This window comes from Chryseobacterium sp. BGARF1, from assembly GCF_001677955.1.
Lineage (GTDB): Bacteria > Bacteroidota > Bacteroidia > Flavobacteriales > Weeksellaceae > Chryseobacterium.
In genome coordinates, this window is the sequence record NZ_LELA01000002.1 from 23569 (window position 1) to 41683 (window position 18115).

At 35.0% G+C, this 18115-nt stretch carries 11 protein-coding genes; 10 read left to right on the forward strand and 1 reads right to left on the reverse strand.

From position 1 onward, the window contains the following. Position 1: 1 nt before the first annotated feature. From AB671_RS00465 to AB671_RS00505, 9 genes are all read left to right on the forward strand, one after another. Positions 2-2932, forward strand: a complete 2931-nt coding sequence (locus tag AB671_RS00465; protein ID WP_066680775.1) for a reprolysin-like metallopeptidase — start codon at positions 2-4, stop codon at positions 2930-2932. 251 nt (positions 2933-3183) lie between these two features. Then, on the forward strand, positions 3184-3651 hold the full coding sequence (locus AB671_RS00470; RefSeq protein WP_066678581.1) for a nucleoside triphosphate pyrophosphohydrolase family protein: 468 nt from the start codon (positions 3184-3186) through the stop codon (positions 3649-3651). 24 nt (positions 3652-3675) lie between these two features. Further along, positions 3676-4272, forward strand: a complete 597-nt coding sequence (locus AB671_RS00475; RefSeq protein WP_228390941.1) for a TlpA family protein disulfide reductase — start codon at positions 3676-3678, stop codon at positions 4270-4272. Beyond that, positions 4269-4874, forward strand: coding sequence for a DUF4230 domain-containing protein (locus AB671_RS00480; protein ID WP_066678579.1), 606 nt, complete (start codon positions 4269-4271; stop codon positions 4872-4874). Before AB671_RS00475 ends, AB671_RS00480 begins: the two co-directional genes overlap by 4 nt. Positions 4875-4886: 12 nt before the next feature. Continuing rightward, positions 4887-5069, forward strand: a complete 183-nt coding sequence (locus tag AB671_RS00485; protein WP_066678577.1) for a hypothetical protein — start codon at positions 4887-4889, stop codon at positions 5067-5069. Between the two features lie 319 nt (positions 5070-5388). Further along, the gene (locus AB671_RS00490) at positions 5389-9276 is read left to right on the forward strand and encodes a response regulator (RefSeq protein WP_066678576.1); all 3888 of its coding nucleotides are present in this window, start codon (positions 5389-5391) and stop codon (positions 9274-9276) included. 12 nt (positions 9277-9288) lie between these two features. Continuing rightward, entirely contained in the window at positions 9289-9645 is a 357-nt protein-coding gene (locus tag AB671_RS00495) for a response regulator transcription factor (protein WP_066678574.1), read from the forward strand. Between the two features lie 6 nt (positions 9646-9651). Continuing rightward, positions 9652-10722 carry a HEAT repeat domain-containing protein gene (locus tag AB671_RS00500; RefSeq protein WP_082987188.1) on the forward strand — a complete coding sequence of 357 codons (1071 nt, stop codon included), beginning with the start codon at positions 9652-9654 and terminating at the stop codon, positions 10720-10722. Continuing rightward, positions 10716-14129, forward strand: coding sequence for a sulfatase-like hydrolase/transferase (locus AB671_RS00505; protein WP_066678572.1), 3414 nt, complete (start codon positions 10716-10718; stop codon positions 14127-14129). Before AB671_RS00500 ends, AB671_RS00505 begins: the two co-directional genes overlap by 7 nt. Positions 14130-14294: 165 nt before the next feature. Here the strand turns inward: AB671_RS00505 and AB671_RS00510 are convergent, their stop codons facing one another. After that, entirely contained in the window at positions 14295-15530 is a 1236-nt protein-coding gene (locus AB671_RS00510; protein WP_066678571.1) for a YaiO family outer membrane beta-barrel protein, read from the reverse strand. 558 nt (positions 15531-16088) lie between these two features. On the opposite strand from AB671_RS00510, the gene thrS reads away from it, so the two are divergent. Continuing rightward, a complete protein-coding gene (thrS, locus tag AB671_RS00515; protein WP_066678570.1) occupies positions 16089-18026 on the forward strand; it encodes a threonine--tRNA ligase in 1938 nt (645 codons plus the stop codon). Positions 18027-18115 lie beyond the last annotated feature (89 nt).

Below are 18115 nucleotides of genomic sequence, written 5' to 3' on the forward strand. Positions count from 1 at the left end.
TATGAAAAAACAACTATTGGTGATTGGAATGCTGGTTTCAGGCATTTCATTCGCTCAGACAGACCGTCTTTGGTCTGAAAGTTCTAGAAAAACAAATTCAGAAATTTTTGAAAACAAATCAACAATCAACAATCCGAAGATCTATAGTTTAGATATTGACGGATTGAAAAACGCTTTGGCAAAAGCACCAAAAAGATTGGCTGTTGGTGAAAAATCAGAAATTATTATTTCTTTTCCAAATTCTGATGGAAAATTGGAGCATTTCAAAGTAAGGGAAAATTCCAATTTCGACCCCCAATTGGCTGCGAAGTATCCGGATATCAAATCTTATGTTGGTGAAGGAATGGGAGATTCAAATTCTACAGTGTATTTCAGTATTTCTCCATTGGGTTTATCCTCTATGGAAATTTACGGTGATAAGTCTGCTGTTTTTATTGAGCCTTACACAAAAGATCTTTCAACGTATGTCGTTTACAGAAAATCAGACAAAAAAGATGATTTAAACAAATTTGAATGTACCGTAATTGATGTGGCTCAAAAAGGAGTCTCAGGTTTAGGTAATCTTCAGGCAAGACCTAATGCGGATGATGCCAAATTAAGAACATTCAGATTAGCTTTGTCTTCCACGGGAGAATATACCGCGTATTTTGGAGGGACAAAAGCTCTTGCTTTAGCAGCAATGAATAATACAATGACCCGTGTAAACGGAGTTTTTGAAAAAGATTTTTCGGCGAGAATGGTTTTAATTGCCAATAATGACGCTGTAATTTATACCAGTGCTTCTACGGATCCTTATTCTGCAGCTTCAGGAATGAGCAGCTGGAATTCTCAGCTTCAATCGACCTTAACTTCGGTAATTGGTGAAGCTAATTACGATGTAGGACATTTATTCGGAGCTTCCGGAGGTGGCGGAAATGCAGGTTGCATCGGTTGTGTTTGTGTGAACGGATCAAAAGGAAGTGGTTATACTTCTCCGGCAGATGCAATCCCTTCGGGAGATAATTTTGATATCGATTATGTAGCTCACGAATTGGGTCACCAGTTTGGCGGGAATCATACGTTCTCAATGAGTAATGAAGGAACCGGAGTTAATATGGAACCTGGTTCCGGATCGACTATTATGGGATATGCAGGAATTACAAGTCAGGATATTCAGGCGCATTCAGATTCTTTCTTTCATGCGGTGAGTATTCAGCAGATTACAGATAATATTAAGGCTAAAACCTGTCCTACAAGTACGAGTACAGGAAACTCAGTACCAACAGCAAATGCAGGTGCAGATTATACTATTCCAAAAGGAACTCCATTTATGCTAACCGGTGCTGGAACTGATGCAAACGGAGATGCTCTTACTTATATCTGGGAGCAGATGAATAATGCATCTTCTTCTCAAACCGGAGCGAGTTCAGCGGCAAGTGCTACAAAAGCAACAGGACCAACCTTTAGATCTTGGACTCCGCAAACGACTCCTACAAGATATTTTCCGAGAATGGCTTCTGTTTTAACGGGTGCGACAACAACGGCTGGCTCAGAAATTACTGTTGAAGCATTATCAAACGTTGCAAGAACATATAATTTTAGATTTACCGTTCGTGATAACAGAGCTGGAGGTTCTGGAAATAATTCTGATGATGCGGTAATTACTGTTAACGGAACTGCAGGCCCATTCAGTGTAAGTTCTCAAAATACAGCAACAACTTATTCGGGAGGAACTTCTCAAACAATAACATGGAATGTTGCCGGAACTACAGCAAACGGCGTGAATGCTGCAAACGTAGATATTCTTTGGTCTACAGACAGCGGAAATACCTGGACTACTCTACTTTCAGGAACTCCAAACGATGGTTCTCAGGCGGTGACGATTCCAAATGCTTCTACAACTACGGGAAGAATTATGGTAAAAGGTTCAAATCACATTTTCTTTGATGTCAATAATGCAAATATTACGGTAAATGTAGGTTCGGGAACTTCTGATACTACTCCACCGACAGCTCCAACTTTAGCGGCTTCAGGAACAACTTCTACAAGTACAAATCTTTCTTGGTCGGGCGCTACAGATAATGTTGCTGTGACGGGTTATGATGTTTATCAAGGGGCTTCATTGGTAGGCTCTACGACTTCTACTTCTTATACCGTAACAAGTTTAACGCCTTCTACGACGTACAGTTTTACGGTTAAAGCTAAAGATGCGGCAGGAAATAATTCTGTTTCAAGCAATACGGTTTCTGTGACCACTCTTGCTGGAAGCACAGTTACTTATTGTTCTGCAACATCAACCAATACAGCGGATGAAAGAATCGGAAATGTAAGCTTCGGAACGATTAATAATACATCCACAGGAACTGCAGGTTACGAAAACTTTACCGCAGTTTCTACGAATGTAACGAGAGGTTCAGCGTATACGATTTCTGTAACTCCGGTTTGGACTTCAACTAAATATAATGAAGTTTATGCAGTTTACATTGATTACAATAAAGATGGAGACTTTACAGACAGTGGAGAATTGGCTTGGACGAAAACGGGTTCACAGACAAGTCCGGTAACAGGATCTATCACAATACCGTCAACTGCAACTCTTGGAACAACAAGAATGAGAGTAATGATGCAATATAGTTCTGTTCCGTCATCTTCTTGCGGTTCTTATACTTACGGACAGGTTGAGGATTATACTTTAAATATTGTGTCATCGGGAAGGGGTGACGATTTTGATACAAAAGATTTAATGACAGATATTAAGTTATATCCAAATCCTGCGAGAGACATTTTAAATGTTTCAAATACGACTAATGAAGATTATAAAATCTTCGATATGGGTGGGAAGCTAATCAATTCAGGAAAACTCAAAGGAGGCTCAGTGAATGTAAGTGGTCTTGTAAAAGGAGCTTATGTAATTCAGGTGGGCGAAGTTTCTAAACGATTTATTAAAAACTAAATATCCTTTCAATTAAACCTTAATCTTTAGGCTGCTCAGAAATGGGCAGTCTTTTTTTATAATTGATGAATGGTAATTAATGATCGATTTATTAATGGTAGTTTAAAAACAAATAGTATTTGTTAATCAATTTTTATATAAATAATGAATGTGTTTTTTTTGCTGGAATTGTAAAACCTATTAAAAACCTAACATCTGATATCTAATATCTAATATCTAATTTTTATATTTGCCTTAAATAATAAAATTTCATGGATAAAATTGACAGCCTGAACCAAGTAGCAGAATTCCACACCACTTTTAAAGCACCTATTTTAGATACTCCACAAATTCCTTCTCAGGAAAGATGTGACTTGAGAGTTGAGCTTTTACAGGAAGAATTAAATGAATTGAAACAGGCTATTGCAGATAATAATATTGTAGAAATTGCTGATGCATTGTGTGATTTGCAGTATGTTTTGAGCGGTGCGGTTTTAGAATTTGGATTGGGGAATAAATTTGTAGAATTATTCAACGAAGTGCAGCGTTCTAATATGTCTAAAGCTTGCGATAACGAAGAGCAGGCAAACGAAACAGTTGAGTTTTATAAAGAAAAAGAAGTTGAATCTTTCTATGAGAAATCAGGAGAAAAATTCAATGTCTACAGAAAAGCAGATCATAAAGTATTGAAAAATAAATACTACTCTCCTGCCGATTTAAAAACAATTATTGAAAATTAATATGAAATCAAAGATTCACAAATAATGAAAAATAATAGAAATATGATTTGTAAAAAGATCATCACCAATATTTTTACTTTTTCAGTTCTTACTTTGGCTATGCAGCAGTTTAGTGCTCAAAAAGTCGTGGTAAACAGAGAGGTAGAAACGAACAATGACGGAAAAATGCTTTTAGGGCACCAGCTTAAAGAGCAGTTTGCGAAAGAACCTTATTCGGAATGGTACACAAAAGAATTTAACGAATATGCTTTAGATCAAAAAGCAGTTACAGAACTAAGAAAAAATAATATTAACTCTTATAATCTGATTGTTTTTGTGGGAACTTGGTGTGAAGATAGTCATAGAGATTTTCCTAGATTGATGAAAATTCTGGAAGAAGTAAAATATCCGGATAGCAGATTGACGATTATTGCGGTGAACCGTAAAAAAGAATCTCCTACTGGTGATGAAGTAAAATATAATGTTTCTAAGGTTCCTACAATCATTGTCGAAAAATATGGCAAGGAAATTGGAAGAATGATAGAAATGCCGACTACGGGGTATGTAGAAAGAGATCTTGTAGAGATCTTAAAAAAAGATGACGGGTCGGTATTGAAAGAAATATTTAAAAAAGAAAATTGAAAAATTTAAAATTAATTCTTCCGTTTATTGCCGGGATTCTTTTGATGCTGATTCTGTTTTTTAGTTTTAAATCTTGTTTTAAAATGAGTGAAAAAACTGAAAAATCCGATTATTACATTCTGACCAATCAGATTTCAAAAATGAACAAAATGGTTGTTCTGGAGCAGGATTTTTCTGCCATGCAGAAAACCAAATTTGGATATGAATTTCTCGGAAAAGAAATGACGAGTAATAGCATTATTACTTACACCAAAACCAATGCGCAGGTTTCGTATGATTTGAATAAAATGAAAATAGAAGTTGATTCTATTAATAAAAAACTGATCATTAAAGAGCTTCCCAATGCAGATATAAGAATTACACCAAGTGTAGAAATTCAGTCATTAGACGATTCTTTCATCAATAGAATTTCTGAGCAGGATATCAAAAATGTACAGCAAAAAGCTAAACAAACTGCTATAAAATCTGTAGATCAGAATAAATTGAGAAGCGAAGGTCATCAGCAATTAATGGAAAATCTTAATAATATTTTCGTTTTGGCAAAGGCTTTGAATTATAAGATAGAAGATCAAACCGGTAAAATCGGTGTTCTTGGACTCTAAAAATTCAAAACTATGGATTCAAAAGATGATAACAAAAAGAAAGAATCTGCCAATTCCGCAGAAACGAAAAAACAAAACGAAGACTTCCGTGATATTCCGGCTTCTTCAGAGAAACAAAATCCACCCGATGTTGATAAAGAAGACGTTCAAAAATCTTCCAAAAACAAGTCAGGAAAAACAGATAATACCAAGTGAAAGCTTGGTATTTTTTATGGCAGCAATTTCCGCCCTCTGTTCCTCTTATTTTTCTAATGAAGTGTGTTCGATCATCTAATGAAAACTAATTGACCCGTTTGAAATACTTCGTAGGCTGAAGAAGGTGTTTTGTGAAATGATACACAATAATTTCTATATAAACAATTATTATTTAATTCTTATTAAGTATAAATAAAATTGTCTTGAGGATAATTAATTTTAAAATATTATGTTTGTTAAATGATGAAATTGCACTAATTTTGAGGCGGAATGCGGCTTTCAGTATAGACGTATGTGTTGAAATTAACTAATAAAACCTATGAAGCTTTCTCACGAGCAAAATAACGAAAAAACCAGAATCGATCGCCTTATCCATTACGACCTTCTCGATCTTAGGAAAATTCCCGAATTAGATATTTATGCAGAAAGCGTTTGCCTTATAACGGGCTGCCCCGCATCATTGGTTGCAGTAATGGAAGAAGATATGCAGACAATACAGAGTTGTGTTGGTTTGGAACTCGACACTGTAGATCGTAATGATACCATTTGTCAACACGTTATCAGAAGCAAAGACGTTACCGTAATTAACGATACCTTGTTGGATGAGCGTTCTAAGCACAACCAATTAATGGTGGCTGGTGGTGTACGCTTCTATGCTGGTGTTCCGCTAATAGATGATGAAGGTTTTGTTTTGGGAACCATCTGTGCTGTAGATTTCAAACCAAATCATTGTACGCCCAGACAGATAGAGCTGCTTCAAAAAGTTGCAGCGGCGGTCACTAAAATACTTACGCTCAAAAAACGAAATTTATATGCAGAGTTCTTTAAAGATACCTTTAAAATTACCAATAATTTTATATGTGTTCTAGACTCAAAGTTAAATTTCAAGGAGCTTAATCCTATTTTTGAAAAAACATTCTCTAATCAAAACATCGATCTTTTACAGACGTCTTTCCTTGAATTATTTGATATTGCTCCTACGGAACTTGTCAAGATCGATAACTTTATAAAGACTCAAGAAACAGTAGATTTTATAGCTAAACATTATTCTGAATCTGGTCATGAAAGCATTGTGGAATGGCAGCTGAAATTCAATTCTGCGAAAACTGAGATCTTCTGTTTCGGAAGAAATGTTACAGAAGAAATGCTAGAGAAAGCAAAGCTAGAAAGTTCTGAACGCAAGTTTCGCAAATTTTTTGAAAATGCACTTGGTCTAATGAGCATGCATGATCTGGATGGAAACATTTTAGAAGTTAATCAACAAGGAAGAGAGTTGCTGCAATTTTCTGAAGAAGAAGTAGAGCATCTTAATTTAAAAGATCTATTGATCGATAAACATAAAAAATATTTTTCTGATTATCTAGCAAGAGTTGTAGAAAATCAAGAAGACATTGGCGTTATGGGGCTTAAGGCCAAAGATGGACAAGAGTTCTTGTGGATGTATCATAATATGCTGGTGTATAATGATGCTGGAGAGCCTTACGTGGTGAGTACTTCTCTCAATATGACCGAAAGAATTAAGCTCGAAAATGATCTGCTGCAAACCAAGCAACTTTTAGAAGAAATTAATACCGTTGCGCAAGTTGGTGGTTGGGAGCTTAATCTAGATCAAAATACATTAATGTGGTCAGATTATACTAAAAAGATCCATGGTGTTTCTTCAGATTTTATTCCAGATTTTGATACGGCAATTAATTTTTATGAAAAAAATAGCCAACCTATTATTCAGAAGCTTTTTAAAGATGCTGTAGAAAAAGGCATTTCTTATGATAGAGAGCTTCAGATCGTAAAAGCTGATGGATCTGTAAAATGGGTTCGTGCAAAAGGTATTCCGCAGTTTGAGAACGGTACTTGCAAAAGAATTTTCGGAATTATGCAAGATATAGAAGACACTAAAAAAACATATCTGGAGCTTGAAACCCGAAAGTCGATGCTTCAGGCGTTTGTAAGCAATGTACCTGCAGCTGTAGCTATGTTGGATACAGATTTAAATCATTTATCTGTTAGCAATCGTTGGTTGGAAGAGTTTAACCTAAATGCTTCCTCTATTTCCGAAAAAAACTTGTATAGTATTTTCCCAAATATTCCTGATGAACGAAAAAGAATTTATGAAAATGCTTTAAAAGGAATTCCTTACAAAAATGAAAATCAATTATTTCAGATCGCTGGTCGTGAGGAGATGCAGAATTATAGTTGGGAAGTTTTCCCATGGAGATTGGCAGATCAGTCCATCGGAGGAATTATTATTTCTACACAAAATATTACTTCAGATGTTAAAGCTCACAAAGAACTTATAGAAGCTAAAGAATTGGCAGATTTGGCGAGCAAAGCAAAATCTGAGTTCTTAGCCAACATGAGTCATGAAATCAGAACGCCTCTTAATGGTGTCATTGGTTTCTCAGATTTGTTGCTTCAGACACCGCTCAACGATATTCAGATACAATATCTTAATTACATCAATGAATCTGGAACTACCTTGCTTAATGTGATTAACGATATTCTTGATTTTTCTAAAATTGAATCAGGAAAATTAGAACTTTTAATAGATCAGCATGATGTTTACGATGTTTCTAATCAGGTTATCAATGTGATATTGTATCAAGCTCAGCAAAAAAACATCGAATTATTATTGAATATCGAACAAGGCTTGCCAAAAACGATGTTTCTCGATGAAATAAGAATGAAGCAAGTACTCATCAATTTGCTAGGAAACGCCATTAAATTTACAGATGAAGGCGAAATAGAGCTTAAGGTAGAAAAGATACATTCTAATGAAGACCATATCCGTTTAAGATTTTCGGTAAGCGATACCGGAATTGGTATTCCATTAGAAAAACAAAAAAGAATTTTTGATGCTTTCACTCAGGAAGACAGCTCGGTGAGTAAACGTTATGGTGGTACAGGTCTGGGGCTTACCATTTCTAACCGTATTCTTAATTATATGGGTAGCAATCTTTCATTGACCAGCGAAATAGGAAAAGGCTCTACATTCTTTTTCGAAATTGATTTTAAATATTTAGATTATGAAGTAGAACAAGAAGAAATGCCGATAAACAGAGTTTTAATAATCGATGATAATGAAAAAAACCGAATTATTTTGCAAGATATGCTGCGGTATAAAAACATCGATTCGGTTCAGGCTTCTAATGGTTTTGAAGCTTTGCATTTGTTGGTAGAAGGAGAGCAATTTGATATGATCTTGGTAGATTACCACATGCCGGTTCTCTCTGGTGTAGAGACTTTAAGCAAAATTAAAGAGCTCTTTGAAAGTCAGGGTAAAGAAGCCCCTTTTATATTGCTACACACCTCTTCTCAGGAACATGAAGTTTTGGAGAAAATTAATTCGTACAATAATACATACTGTCTGCTGAAGCCTGTTACAGCCTCGCAACTGTACAAAACGATTCAAAGGGTTTTATTTAAAAATACAAATGAAAACCTACATTCTAACTCGTCTACACAACAGAATGCAGAAGTGTTTTATCAAAAACTAAATGTCTTGGTTGCTGATGACAACGTTGTGAATCGTGCACTGAATAAACGGATTATGAACAAGCTGGCACCTAATGCTGTCTTGGTAGAAGTTATCGATGGGCAAGATGCGGTTAGTGAATGTGAAAATCAACATTTCGATTTGATATTAATGGATGTTCAGATGCCCAATATGGATGGTTTGCAGGCTACTAAATTGATACGCGAAATGCAGGATTTTAAAAAAGTACCTATTATTGGGGTAACGGCAGGAAATATTATTGGCGAAAAAGAAAAATGTCTGGATGCAGGTATGGACGATTTCCTTGCAAAACCAATAAAGCAAAGTGATGTTTTGGAGATGCTAAAAAAATACTTGAATTCTACACCCCAAATAGTTGTTGAGGATTACTTTGATGAATCTATGCTGAAGGAACAGGTAGGTGATGATAACAGTTTTAGAACCTACTTTTTAGAATTGGTAGTTCAGGAACTTACTCATTCTAACGAAATAATTGCGGAAGATAAAACAAAACTTACTTCCGAAGAAACGAGAGCCTTTTTACATAAACTAAAAGGTACAGCAGGTACGGCTGGCTTGCATAAGCTGGCCTCTGTAGCAGCTGAGTATGAATATAAAACCATGGACATGTTATTGTATGATGATATGATTCGGGATATAAAAAAGCATATCGATATTTCTTTAAATATTGTAAAAGAGTTAATTAGTAAATAAAAAATAAAATTTATGTTGATTTTAATAGCTGACGATGACGAGCTGATTTTAAAAACAGTAGAACACAAGTTGTTAAAAGAGGGTTTTGAAGTTATTCTCTCAAGAAACGGAAAAGAGGCAATAGAAGTTTTAAAAACCACAGATGTTGATCTTATTATCACCGATATCATGATGCCTTTTGCCTCTGGGACAGAGATCTTAGCTGCTTCCAAAGCGTTGGGTAAAGAAACCCCGACCATTATTTTGTCTAGTTTAGGGCAAGAAGAAGTGGTATTGGAGGCTTTTGATCTCGGCGCATTAGATTTTATGGTAAAACCTTTCAGTCCTAATGAGTTATTACTCCGTATCAAGAGATTAAGGCTTAATTAGATTCTGATGCATTATTTATCGATCAATTTACATGAATTATTTCTTTCGCTGGTAGGGATTTGTCTACTGTTAGTGGCATTGATCTTAGTCGTGATCATTATTAGTTTTGTAAAATACCGAGATATTATTCGACACAATTTTTGGGGAAGCATTATCGATCAGAAAGTTACCGATGCTATCATTCATGAAGCTATTGACGATACACAGAAAGGCGCTTTTGAGAAGTTTTTGAACGTCCAGGCCTTTAGAGATCTATGTATCCAAAAAATGATTGAAGCCGAAAAGAAATTTTCTGGCAGCATCCATGCGGTTATTCAAGCTTTTTATACCAAGTATGATTTCAAGGCAGATTCTCTAAAAAAGATGACTGTCAGGAAAGCTTTTACGGTGGCTCGTGGCATCCAGGAGTCTACAGCAATGCACGCTGATGAAGCCTTACCGAGTATAGAACAGTTTTTAAAACACAAAGATCCTAACGTCTACGAAGAAGCTCAATATGCAATGGTAACCTTCAAGGGTTTTGAAGGGTTACAGTTTTTATCCAATTTTAAAAATATTTTGTCAGACTGGCAACAGTTAAGGCTGCTTCGTTGCATTGATGAATTACCCGAAGACAAAAGAGATCTAGTTTCAGAATGGATGTCATCAGAAAATTATTCTGTGGCATTGTTTGCGCTTCGTTTGGTAGGACAATTTCAAGCAATTGGCTTGTACCCAGAAGTTGTAAGTCTTCTGGCGCACCCGGAAGATGAAGTGAGAATTCAGGCTTTAAAAACGCTTCAGGTTTTAGAAAACGAAAATACATTAGACGATATTATTCAGAATTTTGAAGATAACAATATTGAAGTTCAGATGGAGGTCATAAGGCTAATCAAGTCGCTCAATGACCCCAAAAGTTTAACATTTCTTAAAGACCAGCTGCTTAATTCTAAATCAGTATCTCTAAAAATTGCGGTTGCTGAACTTCTTTATACATTTCGAGAACAGGCTTACCTTAGAGAAGCTGCGCTTTTTGACTCTTCCGATGAAGAGCTGGCTCTTATCATTAATCATGCTTTACAAGAAAAAATATGTTAGAATTTGCAGAGTGGATTTTCCCGTTTTTTTTATGGACATTTTTAGCATATTCTGTATTAGTTGCATTAATTTACATCTGGATAGGCTTCTATTCATTTGGAGCTGTTACAGCATATAATAAAAAAAATACTTTTACAGATTATAGTCTGGTGTTATCTAATCCTAATGCACCAACCTTCAGTCTTATTGCGCCTGCTTATAATGAGGGCGTTACTATTGTAGAAAATGTACGGTCTTTATTGTCTTTGTATTATCATAAACTCGAAATTATTATTGTAAATGATGGAAGTAAGGATGATTCTATAGAGAAATTAATTCTGGCCTATGACTTAGAAAAAGTATCGTTCTTTATTCAAGGTAATATTGAAACCAAACCTATACGAGGTATTTATAAAAGTAAAAACCCGGCTTTCAAAAAATTAATCGTTGTAGATAAAGAAAATGGCGGAAAAGCTGATGCTTTAAACGTAGGTGTGAATATATCTACAGGTGACAAGGTTGTTTGTATAGATGTAGACTGTATTTTAGAGCAAGATGCGATTGCAAAACTGGCAAAACCTTTCTTAGAACAAACCGACAAAAAGGTGATTGCCTGCGGTGGTGTTATTCGTCTCGCAAATAATTGCACCATTGAAAATGGAAAGGTCACTCAGGTTAATCTTCCTAAAACATGGTTGGGGCGCGCACAGGCTTTAGAATATATTCGGGCATTTGTTCTTGGGAGAATGGCTTGGTCGCGAGCTTCAGGGTTAATTCTTATTTCTGGAGCCTTTGGTGCTTTTGATAGGAAAATTGTTATTGAATGTGGTGGTTATGATATCAAAACTGTTGGTGAAGATATGGAACTGGTGGTACGTATGCGCCGCTTTATGGAAGAGCAAAAACGTCCTTACGCAGTAATCAATATTCCAGATTCGTTATGCTGGACAGAAGCTCCGGAGTCTAAAGCAATCCTAAAAAAACAACGTAACCGCTGGATGCGTGGTACGATGGAAACACTATGGAAACATCGGAAATTAATGTTCAACCCCAAATACGGAAAACTTGGGATGATCAGCCTACCCTATTGGTTTTTCTTTGAATTCCTTAGCCCGTTGATAGAGTTTTCTGGTTATTTTATATTGCTGGCTTATCTGATCTTAGGGATCATTAATTTACCTCTTTTTTTGACCATTACGGCAATGGTTATTACTGGATGCATGCTGTTTTCTATTTATGCCATTTTGGTAGATTTGGTAAGTTGCCGTGTTTATACCAAACGAAAAGATTTTATTAATCTTATCAGGACAGCTTTGGTAGAGCCACTCTATTTTCATACCATGGTAACCAAAGCTACTGTGAGCGGTTTTTTTGATTATTTCAAGAAAGGTCATACTTGGGGAGAGATGACACGTCAAGGATTTCAGCAGAACGCAGAGGGTATGTCTTTTAAGCAAAAACTGCCGCTTTATTTCAAAGAAAGTACATTGTTTTGGGCTAAGACATCACTTGTTTTCTTGTCGGTTTTTATTTTATGCACTATTGTAGAATCCCAATGGTATATTTATAAACTTCCTGAGCTGTCGCAAATATCAATTTTGTTCCCATTATTGGTGAATAATCTATTTTTTGTATCGCTATTTATTTTAGGCATTGGCTTGGTGTATTCAGTAGTACAATTATTTTGGCCAAAAATGAGTAATCAGTTATTGATGCTTGTTTACACTCTTAGTTTGCTTATGCATTTCATTTTCTTTATTTATTTTGCGGAGTCTCGTAATATTTTGGGTGCAGATTTATTTTATTATTCAAAAGATGAATTAATTCATATTCTTAAAACCAGCGGACTGCTAAGTATTCAGAATGTTATAGCTCTAGTAGTGCTGATTATCTTGTTGTATCTACCAATTTATTTTTCCACTAAAATTAAATTTAAATCAAAACAATTTTCTTTGATCTTTATAACTGGAACTGTTGTATTAGCAGGAATTTTATTTTTTGTAAAAGCGCAGATTAGTCGTAAAACAAATAATGAATTTATAAGTAATGCTATCCAAAGCAAATGGTCTTATTTTTTCAGAGATAGTGAAGAAGAGTTTGTAGAAAGTACACTCGATTATCTGTCATTTATGCAGAATGATGATGATACTGCAAACACCGAATTTCCGTTTCTGAAACAAGAAAACACTCCAGATGTTTTAGGAGCTTATTTTAATACGTCACCTAAAACACCCAATTTGGTCTTCATTATTGTAGAAGGTTTGGGGCATGCTTATAGTTCGAATGATGGTTACGTCGGGAATTTTACACCTTTTATCAATGAGTTGTCTAAACAAAGTTTATATTGGCCCAATTGTATTAGTTCTTCAGGTAGAACCTTTGGTGTGTTACCGTCTATGACGGGTTCTTTGCCATTTGGTAAAAACGGGATTTTAGAGGAAGAAAAAATCCCTGAAAATTTTAATCTTTTTAATGTTTTAAAGAAAAATGGTTTCGAAACTGGTTTCTATTACGGTGGTGACGCGTCTTTTGATGGGATGAAAAAACTGTTGGATTATAGCCATGTAGACCGTATTGTGGATGAATCAAAATTCGACGAAAAAAAATATAAAAAATTACCAAAAGGACAAAGTGAAAGTTGGGGTTACGACGATCAATCGGTATTTTCTAAAATGTTGAATACTCAGAAAGAAAATACTCAGCCTTACTTTAATGTCGCATTGACCTTGAGCACACACAGCCCATTTTTAATTAATAATCAAAGTTATTATGAAAAAAAGTACGACGAAGTGATTAAAAGTGGGAACTTGTCTGAAAATCAGATGAAATGGGCGCTTCAAAGCAAAGCTCAATTATCTACTGTTCTTAATCTTGACGATGCTGTTAAAAATTTTATAGAAAGCTACCGCAAAAGAACAGATTTTAGTAATACAATATTTGTAATAACAGGCGATCACAGTATGCCTGAAATATCAATGATGAGTAAGATAGACCGCTATCATGTACCATTAATTATCTATTCACCGATGTTGAAAGAGTCTAAAGAGTTCCGGAAACTCGTAAGTCATTTTGATGTTGCTCCCTCTTTTTTAGCGTATTATCATAAGAATTATGGTCTATCAACCCCTAGATCTGTTGCTTGGGTGGGCGGTGCCTTGAATACGAACAGCTCCAAGAGCATTCATGCTTATCCCATGATGAAAAGTAAAGACAAACTGAATGATTTTGTTTTTGATAACTATCATTTGGCGGATGGAGAACTTTGGGAAATGGATAAGAAATTATTAGAAGATCGCTCTGATAACCAATTGGGGCTAAGCAATGCGAAGCGACATTTTGGTTTATTTCAAAAACATAATGCTATTTTTTCAAAAACAAAAAAGCTTATGCCTGATAGTATTGTTGTGAATTTTATGAAAAAGAAATAATGATCATTTGTAATTTATCATCATTGAAGTTCCTTCACAAGCATTGTTGAAAAACGACTTTGTACAGTCTAAAAACATAAGCTGATAAAAAATTAGTTTGAACTTTTCCGTAAGCTATATGCTTATAATTTAAAACAGATATGCATAAAAAAATACACCAAAACCTTAAAAAGTTTTGGTGTATCCTATAGAGAGGTCATATTGATTTCCTGTAGTATTTGGCAGATATTCTTGGTTAAAATAAGTCGCAGAAACTGAGAATTGATTGGTCTTTGCCACCGAAAAATTATAATTGGCACCTACTTTAAAAGTTTTCAATTTGTAGGTTTCGTACGTTAACAAATTATTCATGTATCCCTCTGGGCTTATCCCTGTACCAACTTGAATCCCGAAATAATCATTAGCACCTTTCGTGTAATAGCGTACTGTTGCGGTGTAAGAATGTGAAATATTCTTTTTATCTGGCGTTAAATAGGTTTTGAAATTAAACCAATAATTTTTATAATATTTCCCTACAGAAGCTGTGTACATCCAGATATCATTAGAAAAATGAAGTTGTCTGTAACCAATTTCAGCTTCGAAACTTTTAGGCAAATTAGCATATAACGACGCGCCGGTTCTGTATTTTGGAAAGATTCCGACATTGTTAGAAAATCCTGCTGCAACGTACATATAGAACATTTTTGAAATTTTAGGATAAGCTTCAATTTCTAATTGTGTGCCATCAGATGCAAATTTATTAGCATAATTACCTTTTACAATAACAGAGCCGTATTTTGTGGCGCGCCTATAACTAAGGCTCACGATGTGCCAGTCATCAGAAAATTGTTTGTCAAAGTGGGTGTAGTTGTATGAGATACCTACAGCATTTTTTGAACTATATTCTTTTATTCTTGACGACAGTTCTCTAGCTTCAGTGTTTTTCGGATTAATTAATAATAAAATGGCAAGGGTTTCTTCTGCTGCTTCATAATCATTGTTACTGAATAATATTTTGGCTTTTAACAATAGAAAGTCTTCTGCTTTTGGATGATGCATTAACCCTTTTTCTATTACAGATAAGGCTTTTGTAGAATTATCATTCCAATATTCTAATGAAGCATAAGCAAGAAAAAAGTCTTGATCTTGCACATTTTTGTCATCCATCTTTTGGAAGACCGTACGGGCTTTTTCGGTCTCATTATTCCATGTATAAAGTCTTCCTAAAAAGACTGAAATATCGGTGTAATCGGGTGACTGTTCTAATGCTTTTTGGGCTATTGTAATGGCTTGATGGTAGTCTTTCTGTTCGAAAGCGACGCTTCTGGCTTTTAAGAATAACTCATCTGAACTTAGGTTGTCTTGCGCTAAAAAAAGGCTGGAAGATGCTAAAAACAACAAAAGTGTTGCGTATTTTTTCATGAATTAAAAACGTAAAAATTTCAATTATCGAAGATATAAAAATTATCGATTACTATTGTTATAAGGTTCATTATAAGTAAAGTTTTCATAATTTCAATTAGATGATCTTTCTAAATATTGTGAAAACGTATTTAAGGATTTTTTTTAAATTATACGACAAAAAGAATAAAATGTGGGCTTAAAACCTTTTAAAGCTAAAGAAAAATACCTTGTAAAAGCAAAATAGTTAAATCATGTAATGATTTTGTCGCAAGATGATTATTTAGATTTAATATTTCTCTGAGGAGAGCGGTTTATTTTTTACTATCTTGATTTTAAAAAGTTTGTAAGAAGAAAGATAGGGATTTGAAAATAGTACTTAAACATTGTTGTGCTGCAAGTTTTAGCAAGTTCTTAAGATTTGTAACTATCTCACAATAACATCAATGTTTAATTGTCGAAAGGAACCGTAAACGTAAAAACATAAAATAAATTGTATTTTTTGTGAATTATCGCGTTACAATTTCTTAAAGACGTAAAAAAAGCGTATTTTTGCATCTTATAATTTCTTAGTAAACAATGATAAAAATTACACTTCCAGACAATAGCGTCAGAGAATTTGAAGGAGCGACGACTCCTTTGGATGTGGCAAAATCTATAAGCGAGGGATTGGCTAGAAACACCATTTCCGCAGTTGTAAACGGCACACAAGTCGAAATTACCACGCCTATAACCACAGATTCTACAATACAGCTTTTGACCTGGAATGATGATCTTGGTAAAAAAGCCTTTTGGCACTCTTCTGCTCACCTTTTAGCGCAGGCTATCCTTGAATTTTATCCAAATGCTAAGTTAACGATTGGTCCTGCTATTGAAAGCGGTTTCTATTATGATGTAGATTTTGGTGATGAAACGTTATCTGAAAAAGATTTCGAAAAAATCGAAAAGAAAGTTTTAGAAAATGCTAAAAAAGGATCAACCTTCTCATTATATCCGGTTTCTAAAGAAGAAGCTTTAAAGACGTATGCAGACAATCCTTACAAAGTAGAATTAATCTCTAATCTTAATGATGGAGAAATCACTTTTGTAACACACGATAATTTTACAGATCTTTGTCGTGGCGGTCACATTCCAAACACTGGAATTGTGAAAGCAATGAAAATTTTAAATGCTGCAGGAGCATATTGGAGAGGTAATGAGAAAAACCCTCAATTAACAAGAGTATACGGTATTTCTTTCCCAAAACAGAAAGAATTGACTGAGTATCTTGAGTTATTAGAAGAAGCTAAAAGAAGAGATCACAGAAAATTAGGTAAAGAATTAGGGATTTTTGCTTTTTCAGAAAAAGTAGGTGCAGGTTTACCACTTTGGTTACCAAAAGGTACTGCTTTGAGAAAAAAATTAGAAAATTTCCTTTCTGATGCTCAGAAAAAAGGAGGTTACGAATTTGTAATGTCTCCTCACATCGGATCTAAAGAATTATATGTAACTTCTGGGCACTGGGATAAATATGGAGCAGACAGCTTTCAGCCAATCAAAACTCCGAATGAAGGAGAAGAATTTATGCTGAAGCCAATGAACTGTCCGCATCACTGTGAGATTTATAAAACTTCACAGTGGAGCTACAGAGATTTACCAAAAAGATATGCAGAATTCGGTACTGTTTACAGATACGAGCAAAGTGGTGAGCTTCACGGCTTAACAAGAGTTCGTGGGTTTACTCAGGATGATGCTCACTTGTTCTGTACTCCAGATCAGTTGATGGATGAGTTTAAGAAAACAATTGATTTGGTTCTTTACGTTTTCGGTTCTTTAGGTTTTGCAGACTTTACCGCTCAAATCTCTTTGAGAGATCCTGAGAATAAAGAAAAGTACATTGGAACTGACGAAAACTGGGAGAAAGCAGAAAACGCGATTGTAACTGCTGCCAAAGAAAAAGGCTTGAATACCGTTACAGAATATGGCGAAGCTGCATTCTACGGCCCTAAATTAGACTTCATGGTAAAAGATGCTTTAGGAAGAAAATGGCAGTTAGGAACAATCCAAGTAGATTATAATTTACCTGAAAGATTTGACCTTACTTACATCGGAAGCGATAACGAAAAGCACAGACCAGTGATGATCCACAGAGCGCCGTTTGGTTCTATGGAGCGTTTCATCGCAATCTTATTAGAAAATACTGCCGGAGATTTCCCATTATGGTTGGCTCCTGATCAGTTTACGATATTACCAATCAGTGAAAAATATGTAGATTATGCTAAAAAAGTTTCACAACTTTTAGAAAATCACGATATTAGCGGTCTGATTGACGACAGAAATGAGAAAACGGGTAAAAAAATTCGTGATGCCGAATTGAAGAAGATCCCATTCATGCTTGTTGTGGGAGAAAATGAAGAAAAGGATGGCACAATTTCTGTAAGAAGACGTGGCGAAGGTGACCTTGGAGCGATGAGTCTTGAAGATTTTATTGCTTATTTTAAAGAATCTTCAAAAACAGGATTAGAATTTGGCGGATAGCTTTTAGCTTTGACCTCCAATAAATAATAAATAGACCGTAATTAGTTATAAGAAAACAGCTAATTACAATGAACAAAGATTAACCAATA

Coding starts and splice junctions, on each gene's coding strand:
- AB671_RS00510 (WP_066678571.1), bottom strand. CDS start 15,530: ATGAAAAAATACGCAACACTTTTGTTGTTTTTAGCATCTTCCAGCCTT.
- AB671_RS00485 (WP_066678577.1), top strand. CDS start 4,887: ATGGATTCAAAAGATGATAACAAAAAGAAAGAATCTGCCAATTCCGCA.
- AB671_RS00475 (WP_228390941.1), top strand. CDS start 3,676: ATGAAAAATAATAGAAATATGATTTGTAAAAAGATCATCACCAATATT.
- AB671_RS00495 (WP_066678574.1), top strand. CDS start 9,289: ATGTTGATTTTAATAGCTGACGATGACGAGCTGATTTTAAAAACAGTA.
- AB671_RS00470 (WP_066678581.1), top strand. CDS start 3,184: ATGGATAAAATTGACAGCCTGAACCAAGTAGCAGAATTCCACACCACT.
- AB671_RS00500 (WP_082987188.1), top strand. CDS start 9,652: ATGCATTATTTATCGATCAATTTACATGAATTATTTCTTTCGCTGGTA.
- AB671_RS00505 (WP_066678572.1), top strand. CDS start 10,716: ATGTTAGAATTTGCAGAGTGGATTTTCCCGTTTTTTTTATGGACATTT.
- thrS (WP_066678570.1), top strand. CDS start 16,089: ATGATAAAAATTACACTTCCAGACAATAGCGTCAGAGAATTTGAAGGA.
- AB671_RS00490 (WP_066678576.1), top strand. CDS start 5,389: ATGAAGCTTTCTCACGAGCAAAATAACGAAAAAACCAGAATCGATCGC.
- AB671_RS00465 (WP_066680775.1), top strand. CDS start 2: ATGAAAAAACAACTATTGGTGATTGGAATGCTGGTTTCAGGCATTTCA.